This is a genomic window from Mesorhizobium sp. WSM4846 (assembly GCF_055811415.1).
This window is the reverse complement of sequence record NZ_JBVVPZ010000015.1, coordinates 83,415-97,935: the sequence shown is the minus strand read 5'-3', so window position 1 is coordinate 97,935 and position 14,521 is coordinate 83,415. Positions and strand designations below refer to the sequence as shown.

Below are 14,521 nucleotides of genomic sequence, written 5' to 3'. Positions count from 1 at the left end.
TGTCGAGCGCTCAGAACCATCGCAGCCACACAAGCTGGATGAGGATTAGCACGATCACGTCCCAAAAGATCACCTCGCCGATTGTGAACCAGCGCTTCATGCGGTTGACGCGCCAGAAGCCGAGCCAGACGATCGCTGCCAGGATGAGCGGGACAAAGCTGGCGGCGGTCACTCGACCCTCTTTCCCGTGGCAGCGTCGAAATAGTGCAGCGCCTGCTTCGGGAAGGAGACGCTCACCGGCTGTCCCGGCTCGATCGCATCGCAATTCGTCTGCGTCCGCAGCGTGATTGCCTGCTCGCCCGCGTTTTGGAAGATCAGCAGCGTGTCGGGTTCGATCGCTTCTTTCACGTCCACGGTGAGCGTCATGGCTGCCGGTGCATTCGACGCCATGAATTCGATCTGCTCCGGCCGGATGCCGAGCGTGACCGGCCCGTCGGGGCGATCGACCGAGCAAGCCACCGCGCCAGCCTTGAATATGCCGCCTTTGACCACTCCGTCGATCGTGTTCATCGCCGGGCGGCCCATGAACTCGGCGACGAAGCGGTTGGCGGGCCGGCGGTAGATCGTCTTCGGCTCGTCGAACTGCACCAGCCGGCCCTCCTTCAGCACGGCGATGCGCGTCGCCAGTGTCATCGCCTCCTCCTGGTCGTGCGTGACGAAGACGAAGGTTTTGTCGAGCTTGCGATGCAGGCGGTTGAGCTCGGTGCGCATATGCAGGCGCAGCAGCGCGTCCAAGTTGGAAAGCGGTTCGTCCATGAGGCAGATCGCCGGTTGCCAGACCAGCGCGCGCGCTACGGCGACACGTTGCGCCTGGCCGCCGGAGAGCTGCGCCGGCTTGCGCTGCAGATAGTGGGCGATTCGCAGAAGCTCGGCCATGTCCTTCACCGAACGCTCGATTTCCGCGGCGGCCACTTTGCGGATACGCAGGGGATAGGCGATGTTCTCGAAGACGGTCTTGTGGCTGTAGAGTGCGTAGTTCTGGAACACCATGCCGATGCCGCGGAAGCGCGGCGGCACGTTGGTCACGTCCCTACCTTCGATCTCGATGCGGCCGCTCGACGGCTGCTCCAGCCCGGCGAGCAGGCGGCACGCAGTTGTTTTGCCAGAGCCCGAGGGCCCAAGCAGCACGATGAATGCGCCGAGATCGAAGTCGAGATCGAGCCGATCGAGCGCGACGGTGCCGTCCGCAAACCGCTTCGTCACTTCCTTGAACGAGACTGCCATTGGATGCTCCGCTGGTCCTTAGCCCTTCACCGCGCCGAAGGTCAGGCCGCGCACGAGGTGCCTCTGGACGAGAAATGTGAAGACGATGATCGGCAGGGTGGCGACCACTGCCACCGCGGCGACTTGCCCCCACAGGGTGCCGTGTGGCGTGATCAGGCCGGGAATGCCGACCGTCAGCGGCCGCCCCTCGAACGCCACGAGGATGAAGGCGTAGAGGAACTCGTTCCACGACATGATGAAGCAGAGCACCGCCGTTGCCGCGAGTCCGGGCGCGGCCAGCGGCACGATGACGCGCACGAATGCTCCGAGCTTCGAGCGCCCGTCCATCATCGCCGCCTCGTCGATCTCCTTCGGTATCTCGGCGAAGAAGCCGCGCATCATCCAGACGACCAGGGACAGATTGAAGCTCGTATGGGCAATCACCACGGCGTAGATCGTGTCGGTCAGGCCGATTGTCGTGAAGAACAGGAAGAGCGGCACCGCGATCGCGATCGGCGGCGCCATGCGCGTCGTCAGGAAGAAGAAAAACAGGTCTTCCTTGCCGGCGAAATCCGTGCGCGCGAACACATAGGCGGCAGGCGCGCCGATCAGGATCGACAGCGCAGTCGATCCCAGCGAGATGACCAGCGAATTGAAGACGAGGGGGAGATATTCCTTATCGATGAAAACCGCCGGATAATTGGCGAAGGTCGGCATGAAGAACCAGGTCGGCTGCGTCGAGAGGATATCGAGGCGGCCCTTGAAGGACGTCAGCAAGATCCAGACGTACGGCGTGAGCGCAAGCACCAGGACGCAGGCGAGGATTCCGATCGCGAGGATCTTCCAGGATTTGCTCATGGCCTAGCCCCTTGGTCCGCCGACTTCCAGTACACGGCCTTGTAAAAGACCGAGCACATGATCAGCACGACGAGGTAGACCATGAACGAGACCGCGGCGCCGTAGCCGAGATTCCAGGTCTTGAAGTTGACGCGGTAGGCGTAGATCGAGAGCAGTTCCGAGACGGTACCGGGGCCGCCGCCGGTCATGATGAAGACCTTGTCGAACTCTTTGAAGGCGTCGATGCCGCGCAGCAGAAGCACCAGCGCGATGATCGGGCGCATCAGCGGCAACAGGATGTCGGTGAACTGCCGCCACGGCCCGGCACCGTCCATTGTCGCTGCCTCGAAGGGCGAGCGCGGCAAGCTCATCAGCCCGGCCAGGATGATCAGCGTCACGAAAGGCGTCCACTGCCAGACGTCGATGGCGATGATGGTGGGCATGACGAGGCTGGGCGACGAGAAGACGGCGCTGGATTGCGACAGCAGGCCAACGGCCCGCAGATAGTGCGTCGCCATGCCGAAGTCGCCCTGCAGCAGCAGGCGCCAGATCAGCCCGACAGCGACAGGAGCTAGCATCATCGGCACCAGCAGCAGCGTCGTCAGCAGGCGCTGCCGCTCGATGTAGCGCCAGATCAGCCATGCCAGCGCGAAGCCGAGCAGGAACTCGATCGACACCGCGACCAGGACGAAGCGGATAGTACGCCAGAAGGAGCCCCAGAAGATTGCATCCTCACGCACCAGCCTGCGAAAGTTGTCGAAGCCGATGAATACGCCCTTCTGGTCCGGATTGGCGAAACTCAAGTCGGTCATCGCCGTGTAAACCATGTAATAAAAAGGCCCCACGAGGAAGACGAGGACGAGCAGCGCCGCGGGCAGGATCAGGGGCATAGATGCGCCGCGGTCGAGCAGGAACTGTCCGCGCAAAGGTCGAGTGCATTTGGTCATGATATGCCCGGCGTTCTCCCGGGGTTGTCCCCACGGGATTAGGATAGCAGCCCTCACTGCACCGGATATTTCATCGGTGCGCAGGCCCCGAGCAGCGCCGAGATCTCCTTGGCCGACTCATCGAGCGCCGCCTTTGCTTCCTTCTCGCCGGCGAGATAGGAGGACAATTCGCGCACTAGGATGTCGGTCATCTCGCTCGCCTGCGGGATCGTAGGCTTCGGCTTGGCCACCTCATTGGACGCCATCGATGCCTTGGCATACGGCAGCTTCTGCACCTCGGCGGATGCATAAACATCTGGCCTTGCGGAAGCGCCGCCATTCAGATGCTGGTTGAGCTGTTGTTCGTACTCCAGCATCCACTGGATGAAGAGGTATGCGGCCTCCTTGTTCTTGGACGCCGTTGGAATGAGGTATGACCAGCCCTCCACCTGAGCGACCTTGCCGCCTTCACCCTGCGGCATGATGTCGAAACCCATCTTGCCGACGACCGTCGACACATTCTCATCGACGGCGACGGCGTAGGTCGCGTCGTTCCACATGATGAGCTCGGCGACCTTGCCCTGCTGCATCAACGCCATGACGTCGTCCCAGAAGTAGTTGAGCGTGTCGGGTGGCGAGAAGGCCATCAGGCTCTTGTAGTATTCGGTCGCGGCAATGGCCTGCGGGCTGTTGACGATGACCGGGCCGCATTCGGAGCCCGACTTCACCTCCAGCATGTCGCCGCCGAAGGAGTAGAGGAAGTTCAGCCACTCGTACCACAGCGCTTCGTGGCGCTTGCCCTGCAGTGCGGTGCCGTAGAGACCCTGGTCAGGGCGGTTGAACCATTCGGCGATGTCGCGATACTGCTTCCAGTCCTGCGCCGGGCCGAGGTCGTAGCCGTACTTGGCCTTAAAGCCGTCCATCTCCTTGGCGTCGGTCAGGAGATCGGACCGATACCAAGCGTACATTGTGAGCGCGGTGAACGGGAAGCCATAGGCCTTGCCCCCGTACCAAGAGATTTCCTTCCAGAGACCCTGGTACAGCTGTTCCTCCGGCTTGAACTCGGGGTCGCGCAGCGTCGCCGAGGTCATAAACTGCTCGATCGGCTCGACATGGCCGTTGGTGACAAACTTGCCGACATTGCGGTGCTGCTGGAGGATGAAGTCGTAGCGGCCGCGCTTTGAGTTGAGGTCGAGCATCACCTTGCTGGCGGTCTCGGACGCCTCATACATCTCGATCTCGACCGTGATGCCGGTGCGCTTCTCGAACTCGGGCGCCAGCTTCTTCATCGCCTCGAGCGGCGGCAGCGCCTCGCCAATAGTGCGGATCGTGGTTCCCTTGTACGGCGCCGCCGCTTCCTCCAGCGTCCAGGCACCGGCCTGTCCGGCAATGCCGAGCGTCGCGAATGCCGCGAGCGCCGGTGCCGTTATCAGCATGCGTAGGCGTGAACTGTCTCCAAACATCGAGATTCCCCTTTGGTTAATTGTCGTTGCGGTGCTGTCCAACTTGGCTGGGCTTGAATGCTGGTCCGCCGGGGGATCGGGCCGTGCCCGGGCCGCCCGTGAGATCTATGGCGTGTTGGCGGCGATCCGCCATTCAAGTCCTCCACCACTGCGCGCGGAATCGCCCGACTTGTCCGCGAGGCCTCAGGTCCGCAAGGCCTCAGGGTGTCAGTATATGCTATCGACGCCTGCCTGCGTAGCTCTTGGTACGAAGAAGGCATATTCCACAAACTAGACAAAGCCTATAAGAGCATGCCGATCATGGGATATTTCCCTTACAGTGTAATCCAAAACGCATATGCATTTGGGGATAGGAGCGACGGTGAGGGACGAAGCCTCTGCAGCAGCGTCAGGCAGGCGCCTGCTGTCGGATCCCGAATGGTTTGACGCCCTTGGCGAACTTCTCGCGCAGGTGGGATCGCACCAGTTCCCCGACGCATTCGCCAAAACCATCCATCGTCTCGCACCATTCGACTACACGGTGAGTTTCGCCTATAGCGGCCCGGGCAAGCCGCTGTGCGTGCACCACACCTTCGCCCCGAAGCAGTTCGACATCCACGTTCGGGAATACGAGATCGGGCCTTACCTACTCGATCCGTTCTATAAGGCGACGGCGAACGGCACGCGGTCGGGAGTTTACCGGCTGTCCGACCTTGCGCCCGACCAGTTCTACAAGAGCGAATACTACAAGTCCTATTATGTGCAGACCGGACCGGTCGACGAGATCGCCTTTTTCTCCCCCGGCAAGGACGGGTGGATCGTAGCGACGTCGCTGATGCGCGCGCCCAGCCGCCAGAATTTCACCGCGCACGACCTGCGCACGCTGCGTATCGTCGAGCCCTTGGTCCGGCGCATCGTTGAGATGCACTGGCGCACCGACGAAAGGCTCAAGACCGCGACGCCGGTCGAAGACGACAAGGCAGTGATGCGGCGCACCGTGCAGGATGCATTGGAGGCACGCGGCATGCCGCCGCTGACCCCACGAGAACTGCAGGTCGTCGGCCTCGTTCTTGAAGGTCACTCCTCCGAGTCGATCGCCAACCTGCTGGGCATCTCAGCCGGGACGGTGCGCATTCACCGCAAGAATATCTATGCCAAGATGCGCATATCCTCTCAGCGCGAACTATTTGCAATCTTCGTCAAGGCGCCGGCGACCACCTCGTGGCCGGTCACGTCTGGGTAGGCTGGTGCGGCTGGTGCCGCTATTTCGCGGCCGATCGACGAGCCAGGAAGATGGATGCTCCAACATCCGCTCTTGGATGAAGGGAATGTTGGCCTCTGCTGGCGGAATGGGGCGCCTTTCCGAGGACGGCCTTGCGGCTGCTAGCAGACGGACGGCTTTCGATCGTAGCATGGCAATGTCGGCCATGTAGTAGTAGTCCATGCGAATCACGCTTTCCGATCAGTCAATTGAGGCGCTTGCACAAGTAATCAGTGGCGGTGCAGCCGGCGCACAAAACTCCGTTGGCGTATACCGCCAAGGCTGGAAGCTGAAGGCTCTCCTCAAGAACTATGGGCTGCACTACGAGCTCGAAGGCACGTCGCGCGTTTCGGAGACCGTCCGCGCACTGATGTCGGCTGGCATGTTTCCCGATGCTGATGACATATACGAGAAGCTCTTAATCAAGGGAGTCGATCCTCGAGATTATGTTGGTCACGACGACTGGCATGCCGAAGCAATGGACTATCTTAATGCGCGGCTTGCCTTCGAGGATCTGCGGCTTGAACGTGATGGCATGCACGTACGTCTCGTTAATTTGGGGCGACATGCCCCAATCGTGAGCGCTTTCTCAGCGGCTATTCAGGCCCTCGACCTCGATACGGTCCAGCGCGATCTCCAACGCGCCTTGGATAGCGCCGAGCGCGATCCCGAGGATGCGGTTACGGCGGCATGCTCGGTCGTCGAGAGCGTGTGTCGATCGATACTGATTGAGAGCAATCTTGATCTGCCGGCGAAGCAAGATATCTCTGGCCTCTATCGCGCCGTGCGGGAACCGCTGGGAGTATCACCGACCAAAGAAGGGTTACCTGATGCAATCGCCGAGGATGTGCGCCATACGCTGTCTGGTCTGATAACCGCGGTGCAGTCGATCGGTGCGCTCGAACCCACGGCGGCGACGCACATGGTCGCGAACGCGGGTTTAAGCGGGTCGACGCGAGGATCGCACGGCTTGCGATCCACAGCGCTAGCGCCGTACGCCTGTTTCTGATCGAGACGTGGAAGCTCAAACTCCCAGAGCGGGCTCTCCGGAAAGAATAAGCCGCTGAGCAGTCGCCATAGTGGCAACCACCGGCGTTTCACTGATCCCGTCCTAAATGCCGGGGGATATCGCCCGGTGCTCATTTTGCTTCGGGCAGAGCGCCTTTCCTGGGCCGCCGCCAGCTCCGCCCGGCGGCTCTGCGATGCTCAGGTGATGGCGTCCGGACGGTCGTCCTCGCCGATCCGCTTCTCGACCGTGGCCCGCAAAGCATCGTTAATACGGTCCTGCCAGCCCGGTCCGTCGCCCTGGAAATAATCCAGGACAGCTCGATCAATCCTGATTGAAACAAGCTCTCTGAAATTTGGAGCAGCTGCGGTTTCGCGAATCGATGCGGCCGGCTTCTTGGCAGGCTTGAACGCGGCTTCGGCGGCAGCCATTGGATTTGTCGGTCGGCGCGGAGGATTTGCCATCGATGGTCCTGACTCAAGATAATGAAAGGAAGGAGACATGCAACGCAAAACGCAGCTGAATGCCTCGGCCGACTGCCTGGAACAGTGAATCGAATGTCGACGCGAGAGGCAATGGTCTCGCCTCCCCAGGAGGAGGAAATGCGCGCCATTGCATTATTTGCCGGCGTGTTGGTGGCTACGCCCTCGACGGCGGCGGCGCAACTGATCTTTTACACTGCCAGTTTTCCAGATGCCACCTCGGTCCAGCTCAGCATCCTGAACAACAGCGTCTCGCGAGATGGGGACTATGACTTCGACGTCGCTATTGGCTTCGTCGAAACAGCCGCGAACGGCGCCATCAGGTATGAAGATACCGGCAAGCATCGTGCACGCGTTCGCTGCAATTATCCGGCGTATGGTGAGCGTGGCGCGCGAAGATATCCTATAGAGATGCCTCTAAGCCGTTCCGCATCTGACGATTGGAAAGAGAATCTCTGGATAACATTCTGCGCGGCCCCTCGTCATGAAGCGCGTTTTTGCCTGATCGGACGGCGGCCGGGGGTTTATTTCCAACCCGCGGCGCTAGTCGTGGATCACTTGATATCGGTCGTGATGCGCCCGTTGACGCGCCCATGGAGTTCAGGCCTGCTACCGCGATCAGCCCTACAGGAGCGCCGCGAACTGGCGGATGTCGCCGACAAAGAAGCTAGAATCCTCCCAGGCCGCGAAATGCTCCGCGTTCTCCATGTCGTGGAACCGATGTCTGGCGGTCCGCCCATTCACGCGGAAGGCGCACGCCACCGGGGATGGGCGCTTCGCTGGCCACGGCAACCGGAACTTTGGTGTTCTTGCCCTTGATGGTCGGCGGCTGCATCGCATTCTGGTTATAGACCCAGAAAGATGAGGGCGCCGTCTCGGTTAGCCAATAGATCATGATATTGCTGAGCAGGTCGTCACGGCCAAACCGCGCATCCGCCTCGTCACCGATGCCCATTCCGGCCATGAAACTCATAATCTAGGCCGCGATGCCCACCGGCGAGTCGTTCATCGCGAACGCCAGGCTTTGTGGCTTGGTCGCGTGCATCAGATTGAACGCGCCGTGGGTAAAGAACCATTGCCGGATGGCGCCGGCTAAGCTTGTTCAGGCGGAGTCAAGGCGGCGAAATCGGTATTCTAGTCCGGATAGCCGACATCGGTCACGTGATAGCCGAGCAGCACCTCCGGATGACGCTGGGCCAGTGACATCGAGATGATGGATCCGCCGTCGCCGCCCGCAGCGATGAATTTTCCATAACCGAGCGTCTCGGTCATCAGACGCGCGAACGGCGACCATGTCCATCGGGAGGGCGGTCTTGCCGGAAAAGCCGCTGCCGGGAATGGAGGGGACAATGACATGAAAGTCCTCGGACAGCGGCTCGATCACCCGGTGGTAGCGATAGAACGAGTCCGGCCAGCCAAGCAGCAGCAGGAGCGGAGTCGCATCCGGTTTCTTCGAGGGCTGGTGGACGAAATGCAGCTCGATCCCGTCGATGCTGACCTTGAAATTTGGCAAGCGCGTTCAAGCCCGCCTCTGCCCGCCGCCAATCGTAGTCATTGATCCAGTAATCGGTCAGCCGCTTCATAATAGTCGAGATTGGTTCCCATGGCCCAGCCCGCATCGGTCGGCTCATCCGGCCAGCGCGTGTGTTAGAGCCGATATCTCAGGTCGGCAAGCTGGGCCTCGGGTTAGCAATTTCGAAAGCTGTCGGTTTGGTCATGGCAGAGGTCTCCTGTGAGAAGATGGAGTTGCTGGTGAAGCCCCTGAGTAGAGACGGCGGTTCATCTCTCAACTCAGGCGTGTTGTGATGAGATGAGGCTAGAGGGCGCGGCGGGGAAGCGATTGTAAAAATGCGCAAATCATTGCGCTGCATCGCCCATCCGTTCACGGGGCCGCATCAGCTGCGGTTCCTTCCGGAAGCGAAGCGTTTCCGCCCGAGCAGGCCCGCCTTCCATCGCTCCGGAGACCTGCATGCTCGCCCTGCTGTTGCGGGATCACTTGCTTCCCAGTTGTGCGGCGCTCGCTTCGCGCGCTTCGAGCTCGATATCAGCTTTGAGGGTCACATCAGTCGGGTGACCTCAGCGATGGACGAGGCGCTCGAACAAACCGAGCGTTCAGAGCGCGCGCTCGACCGGGGATTGAATGCCTAGGGTGGCTTCCCGGCAAACTGCGCCGTGCGCAAGGGCGATGTCCAATGCCCGCTTAGGGGCGCAAAGGGGACTTCCAGTAGATTCTTCGCTGTCGCCAGCGGGCCTGCGACGATGTCCGCGGCCCTGGCCCGTCCAGATTCTCAAGAGCGAGCCGGACGGCGCGTTCCCTCAATTTCGGCTTCGGACCACCGGCAAGCCGGATCCGCTCGGCGCGATCGCGATCACGCTTCCGAATCCTGATCGTGGGCTGTGGCGTAGTTTCGAGGGGAATCGGCAGCACATAGTTCGCAGTTTCGTTCGGCCCGGGGAGCCACCGCCTTTTACGCCAGGGCGCGATATTGCGCGCCGACGTGCGATTTTTCCCCACGCATCGATCCGATTCGTTCTGCTGGAATAGTACAAACAGCAGAGATTCCGATCGAAGTCAGTGGTAAGCTAGCGTAGCACCCTCCCCTCGCCTAGGCCTGCAAAGCTCTCATCGTAGAGTCGGCGGCAACATCGTGAAAGACATGCACCCGGCGCCATTGCGCCGAAACGAGCCGTTCAGAGATTTGGCCAATGACCGAGCCCCCCGCAACCCTCCAGTTCGAGAACCGGAAGAATTGACCGAAACAGCCTCTCACAGGTCAGGAGGCGGATGACAAAGTCTCCTCTCGGTCCCGTTCCCTGAGCGGTGATGTCGATCCTGTCTGGAATGCTGCAAAGGGCCGCGGATAGAAGGGCACTACTTTACGCGGGACAGGTATTGGCGTCCGCCTCGCCTCTGGACCGTGCTTCCTTGCCTACTCTTCGGGCGAGAGCATATTGCGCGCGGCATAGAGTTCCGCCGTGAAATCGGTAATCAGAGCCGAGTTGATGCCGTCTGGCGGTCGCAGGATCAGCGCTCGGAAATGGACTGCCGGCTCGAAGGGCGTCGCGATAATGCCAGCGATCATGCGGTCGGCGATAACGGACGGATTAACCAGGCCGATTCCCATGCCTTTTGCAGCAAGAATGGCGATCGTTAGGCCGTAGGGGGTCTCGATCAGGATGCGCGGGCGCACGCCATGCGCGGCGAAGACCTTGTCCATCGCAACCCGCACCGTGTCCTCCGGTGACAATGCCAGGAACGCCTCGTCGGCGAGATCGGTTGGCGTGATCACCGCTTTCTCCGCCAGCCGATGGTTCTTCGGCATCACGCAAACCGCGCGCGGCGTGTTGAAGACGCTGTGGAGCACACCGCTCGTGTCCACCTCGTCAGCGGCGAGCCCGATGTCGAAACTGCCTGACGCCACCAGATCGCGCACCACATTGGAGGTGCGCACCTGATAACTGATGCGCACCTGCGGATGCTTGCGCGAAAAGGCCACGATGGCGCGCGGCACCAGCCCGTGCCCCAGTGCCGACAAGCTGGCGACACGGATCGTCCCCGCGCCCACTTCCTTGATCTGGGCCGCGCGCAGCTTCAGCCGGTCGAGACCGACCAGATTAGCCTTCACTTCTGCATGGAAAAGTTCGCCCTCGCGCGTGGCTACCAGCCTGCCGCGGATGCGGTCGAACAACTTGAAGCCGAGTTCGGCCTCCAACTTCGCGAGCGAGCGGCTGATCGCTGGCTGCGAGGTGTCGAGCAGCGCTGCGGCAGCGCCAGCGCCGCGCGTGATCATGATTGCGTTGAAGACATCGACGTCGTGCAGGTTCATGGATAAGCCATATCAAAAACGGATTAACTTTATCGTTGCGGTCATAGATAGCAATGGGCGAGATGGCTATGGTTGCCTATGACCCAGCGCGACGACACCTGCCATGTCCATCCTCCCAAGCGTACGCAAGAGCCGTTCCGGTCGCTGGCGATGCCTGTCGAGCGTGCGTCGACCGTCGTCTTCGACGATCTGGAATCCTTCGAACGTCGCGTCGAGCGTCTGTATGACGGCTTCAGCTACGGGCTCTACGGCACGCCGACCAGCCGTCAGTTGGAGGATCATATCGCCATGCTGGAGCACGCGACGCGCGCGCTTGTCGTCCCGTCCGGCATGGCCGCCATCGTGTTGGCGACCATGGCCACTTGCCGCGGCGGCGACCGGGTGCTGATGCCTGAAACACTTTACAGTCCGGCGCGCGACATGATGGCCCGTTTTCTGGGGCCGCTCGGCATCCACGCCGTTCCCTATGATCCCCGGCTCGACGCTGGAATAGCTGCGCTGCTTGACGACACGACACGGCTGGTGTGGGTGGAATCGCCGGGCTCGACCACCTTGGAGGTGCAGAACGTGCCGGCCATCGTGGCGGTAGCTCACAGGGCAGGCGCATTGGTGGCGGCGGACAATACCTGGGCTTCGCACCTGCTGTTCAAGCCGCTCGACCACAACGTCGACATCTCTATGCAGGCGCTTTCCAAACATGCCGGCGGCCATGGCGATCTGCTAATGGGTTCGCTCGCCGTGCGTGATGAGGCGCTGTTCCGGCGCCTCAAGGATACGGCGCGATTTCTCGGCTACGGCGTTTCGCCAGAGGACTGCGCGCTATGCGAGCGCGGCTTGATGACCATGCCGGTGCGCATGCGACACGCCGACGCCACGGCCCGCAGCATCATGGAGTGGCTGTCGGGACGGACCGAAATCGCCCAGCTCCTTCACCCGAGCCTGCCGGACCATCCCGGCCACGCTGTCTGGAAACGCGACTTCGCCGGTTCGGCGGGTGTGTTCTCCTTCGTGCTACGGCCGGAACTGGCCTCGCTCCAATCCAAAGTCTTCGGTCGCATGCGTCTGTTCAGGCTGGGTGCGAGCTGGGGCGGTGTGCATTCGTTGATCGCGGTCAGCGATCCGCGAAGAGACCGGCCCGCCCCCGATTGGCTGAAGCGTGGTCCGGTCTGGCGCCTATCGATCGGCCTCGAGGCACCCGACGACCTGCTGGCCGATCTTTCCCAAGCCTTCGACCTTTTTGCCGTAGCCCGGCGGAACGGAGCTGCCTCGGCTGATGCCAAAGCTGCCGAGTGACGCCAAACTCAACAAAACAAGGGGAATAACGATGAAAACCAGAAGTTTGAAATGGATCACCGGTATGTCGATCGGGCTAGTGGGTCTGGCCACCGGCGTCGGCGAAGTATCGGCGCAGGCCGTGGTCAACAAGATCAAGGAGCGCGGTTATGTCAGCTGCGGCGCCAGCCAAGGCGTGCCAGGTCTCTCGCGCCCGGACGAGAAAGGCTATTATCGCGGCTTCGATTCCGACATCTGCCGCGCGTTCGCGGTCGCTATCCTCGGCGACAAGGATAAAATCCGCTATGTGCCCCTCAATGCCGGGCAACGTTTCCCGGCACTGCAGACGGGCGAGATCGACATTCTATCGCGCACATCCACCATCACGTTTACACGGGACACGGTTGTCCGTTTCGTTTGGATCAACCTCTACGACACGGACGGTGTGCTGGTGCGCAAGGCCGACAACATCACTGAGCCGAAACTGCTCGACGGCAAGACTGTCTGCCTGCAGGGCGGCGGCTCGCTGACCGAAAAGGCCATTGAGGAAACCGAGGAGGAATTCGGGATTTCCATGAAGAAGGTCTACTACGACTCGACCATTCAGGCGCGTGACGCTTTCTTCGGTGGTCGTTGCGACTCCTACGTAACCGACGGCACCGCCGCGGCAGGCCAGCGTGCCTCGGTGGCCAAGAATCCGGAGGACTACGACATCCTCAAGGTCGGCCACGCCGCTGAGCCCAATGGCGTGGCTGTCGCGCGCGGCGACGACCAGCTCTTCGACGTGGTGCGCTGGACGATCAACGCCCTGTTCTGGGCCGAAGCCAACGGCATCACCGCGCAGAACATCGATGAAAGGCTCGCGGCGGGCAATTCGGAGATCAAACGGGTGCTTGGCGAAGAGCCCGGCTTTGGCGCGCCGCTCGGGCTGGACGACAAATGGGTCTACAACGTCATCAAGCAGATGGGCAACTATGCCGAAATCTGGGACCGGAACCTGGGCAAGGACAGCCCGCTCAAGGTCGAACGCGGCATGAATGCGCTGTGGAAAGACGGCGGTCTCAACTATCCCTTCCCATGGGATTGAGCCCTGGTCGGGGGCGTGCCGTGCGCGCGCCCTTCCCCTCAATCGATGAACCGAGGCCGGTATGCTGAGCGACGCCAAGACCAGATCGATCATCATTCAAGGCGTGTTGGTGACAGCTGTCATCGCTTTCGCTGCGTTGCTGGTCTCCACCACCTTCGCCAATCTAAGGGCGCGCGGTATCCCGATTGGCTTCGATTTCCTGACGATGCCGTCCAGGATCATCATTTCCGAGGCCATCCTCACCTATAAATCGCGCGATCCCTACATTTGGGCGATCGTTGTCGGGCTGGCCAACACGGTCTTCATTTCCGCTCTTGTCATCTTCTTCTCCTCTCTGCTTGGCCTCGTCGTCGGCATCACCCGGCTGAGCAGCAATCCCCTAGCCGCGGGTACCTGCCGGGTCTGGGTTGAAATAGCCCGCAACTCACCGCCGATCGTCCTTTTGATTTTTCTCTATTCGTTGTGGTGGAAGGTGCTGCCACCGGTCGGCGAAGCGCTGAATCCGCTGCCCGGTGTTTATGCATCCATGCGCGGCGTCGTCGTGCCGGCCTTCAGCATCGACATCGGCATGACAGGCGCACTGATCATCCTGTTCGCCCTGACACTCGCCGCGCTCAGCTACGGTCTCGCCCGGAGTGGTCGCCTACCGCGTTTGGTTGTGCCGGCGATTCTGGCTGCCGGCGTCGTGGGACTCTGGCTCGCCGATATTCGCTTCGCTGTCGATTTCCCGGTCCTCACGGGTTCGAACTTCCGGGGCGGCAGTGAACTGACGCCCGAACTCAGCACCATCCTCGTCGGCCTCACGATCTACACCACCGGTTTCGTGGCCGAGATCGTACGCGGGGGTGTTCTGTCGGTCGGCCGCGGCCAGTGGGACGCCGGCCATTCGCTCGGCCTACCACGTGGCAAGATCCTGCGGCTGGTCGTCATTCCGCAGATGCTGCGGGTGATCGTCCCGCCGCTCAATAGCCAGTACATCAATGTCGTCAAGAATTCGACGCTGGCGATCGCCGTCGGCTACCCGGACTTCCTCGCGGTGATGAATACCATCATCAGCAAGTCCAGCCACTCGATCGAAGGCGTCTTCATCATCCTCGGCGCCTATCTCGCCCTTAATCTTACCCTGTCGAGCGCGGCCAACTGGTACAACCGCCGCATCGCCATCGTGGAGCGGTGAC

At 61.3% G+C, this 14,521-nt stretch carries 14 protein-coding genes and 2 pseudogenes; 6 read left to right on the top strand and 10 right to left on the bottom strand.

The window, feature by feature from the left end; all coding sequences use genetic code 11:
• Positions 1-10 precede the first annotated feature (10 nt).
• From AC0L15_RS15215 to AC0L15_RS15195, 5 genes are read right to left on the bottom strand one after another with little or no spacing between them, the layout of a single operon-like run.
• The gene (locus AC0L15_RS15215) at positions 11-172 is read right to left on the bottom strand and encodes a hypothetical protein (protein ID WP_023798512.1); all 162 of its coding nucleotides are present in this window, start codon (positions 170-172) and stop codon (positions 11-13) included.
• Positions 169-1,224, bottom strand: a complete 1,056-nt coding sequence (locus tag AC0L15_RS15210; protein ID WP_473496543.1) for an ABC transporter ATP-binding protein — start codon at positions 1,222-1,224, stop codon at positions 169-171. The genes AC0L15_RS15215 and AC0L15_RS15210 overlap by 4 nt, the downstream gene beginning before the upstream one ends.
• A gap of 18 nt (positions 1,225-1,242) precedes the next feature.
• A complete protein-coding gene (locus tag AC0L15_RS15205) occupies positions 1,243-2,061 on the bottom strand; it encodes a carbohydrate ABC transporter permease (RefSeq protein WP_023798513.1) in 819 nt (272 codons plus the stop codon).
• Positions 2,058-2,987: a carbohydrate ABC transporter permease gene (locus tag AC0L15_RS15200; RefSeq protein WP_473496542.1), complete on the bottom strand. Its 930-nt coding sequence runs from the start codon at positions 2,985-2,987 to the stop codon at positions 2,058-2,060. Before AC0L15_RS15200 ends, AC0L15_RS15205 begins: the two co-directional genes overlap by 4 nt.
• Before the next feature lie 53 nt (positions 2,988-3,040).
• Complete coding sequence (locus AC0L15_RS15195; RefSeq protein WP_287249206.1) at positions 3,041-4,429, bottom strand: ABC transporter substrate-binding protein; 1,389 nt, start codon at positions 4,427-4,429, stop codon at positions 3,041-3,043.
• A gap of 361 nt (positions 4,430-4,790) precedes the next feature.
• On the opposite strand from AC0L15_RS15195, the gene AC0L15_RS15190 reads away from it, so the two are divergent.
• Both AC0L15_RS15190 and AC0L15_RS15185 read left to right on the top strand, forming a co-directional pair.
• Complete coding sequence (locus AC0L15_RS15190; RefSeq protein ID WP_287249209.1) at positions 4,791-5,651, top strand: helix-turn-helix transcriptional regulator; 861 nt, start codon at positions 4,791-4,793, stop codon at positions 5,649-5,651.
• 972 nt (positions 5,652-6,623) lie between these two features.
• Positions 6,624-6,728: pseudogene (locus tag AC0L15_RS15185) on the top strand (hypothetical protein); the annotation flags it as partial.
• 147 nt (positions 6,729-6,875) lie between these two features.
• Here the strand turns inward: AC0L15_RS15185 and AC0L15_RS15180 are convergent.
• The 4 genes and pseudogenes from AC0L15_RS15180 to AC0L15_RS15165 all read right to left on the bottom strand — a co-directional run.
• Positions 6,876-7,139 carry a BrnA antitoxin family protein gene (locus AC0L15_RS15180; RefSeq protein WP_287249295.1) on the bottom strand — a complete coding sequence of 88 codons (264 nt, stop codon included), beginning with the start codon at positions 7,137-7,139 and terminating at the stop codon, positions 6,876-6,878.
• 685 nt (positions 7,140-7,824) lie between these two features.
• Positions 7,825-8,130, bottom strand: a complete 306-nt coding sequence (locus AC0L15_RS15175) for a hypothetical protein (RefSeq protein ID WP_473496541.1) — start codon at positions 8,128-8,130, stop codon at positions 7,825-7,827.
• 161 nt (positions 8,131-8,291) lie between these two features.
• Positions 8,292-8,429, bottom strand: coding sequence for a hypothetical protein (locus AC0L15_RS15170; protein WP_287249213.1), 138 nt, complete (start codon positions 8,427-8,429; stop codon positions 8,292-8,294).
• A 94-nt stretch (positions 8,430-8,523) separates the two neighbouring features.
• Positions 8,524-8,670 (bottom strand): annotated as a pseudogene (locus tag AC0L15_RS15165) (epoxide hydrolase N-terminal domain-containing protein); the annotation flags it as partial.
• A 335-nt stretch (positions 8,671-9,005) separates the two neighbouring features.
• Between AC0L15_RS15165 and AC0L15_RS15160 the strand changes: the two are divergent.
• A complete protein-coding gene (locus AC0L15_RS15160) occupies positions 9,006-9,305 on the top strand; it encodes a hypothetical protein (RefSeq protein WP_287249216.1) in 300 nt (99 codons plus the stop codon).
• Between the two features lie 782 nt (positions 9,306-10,087).
• On the opposite strand, the gene AC0L15_RS15155 is transcribed toward AC0L15_RS15160, so the two are convergent.
• The gene (locus AC0L15_RS15155) at positions 10,088-10,984 is read right to left on the bottom strand and encodes a LysR family transcriptional regulator (protein ID WP_287249217.1); all 897 of its coding nucleotides are present in this window, start codon (positions 10,982-10,984) and stop codon (positions 10,088-10,090) included.
• 78 nt (positions 10,985-11,062) lie between these two features.
• On the opposite strand from AC0L15_RS15155, the gene AC0L15_RS15150 reads away from it, so the two are divergent.
• The 3 genes from AC0L15_RS15150 to AC0L15_RS15140 all read left to right on the top strand — a co-directional run bounded on the left by AC0L15_RS15150 (position 11,063) and on the right by AC0L15_RS15140 (position 14,520).
• Complete coding sequence (locus AC0L15_RS15150) at positions 11,063-12,277, top strand: trans-sulfuration enzyme family protein (protein WP_287064521.1); 1,215 nt, start codon at positions 11,063-11,065, stop codon at positions 12,275-12,277.
• A gap of 31 nt (positions 12,278-12,308) precedes the next feature.
• Positions 12,309-13,343, top strand: coding sequence for a transporter substrate-binding domain-containing protein (locus AC0L15_RS15145; RefSeq protein ID WP_287249219.1), 1,035 nt, complete (start codon positions 12,309-12,311; stop codon positions 13,341-13,343).
• 61 nt (positions 13,344-13,404) lie between these two features.
• Positions 13,405-14,520, top strand: coding sequence for an amino acid ABC transporter permease (locus AC0L15_RS15140; RefSeq protein ID WP_287249220.1), 1,116 nt, complete (start codon positions 13,405-13,407; stop codon positions 14,518-14,520).
• Position 14,521 lies beyond the last annotated feature (1 nt).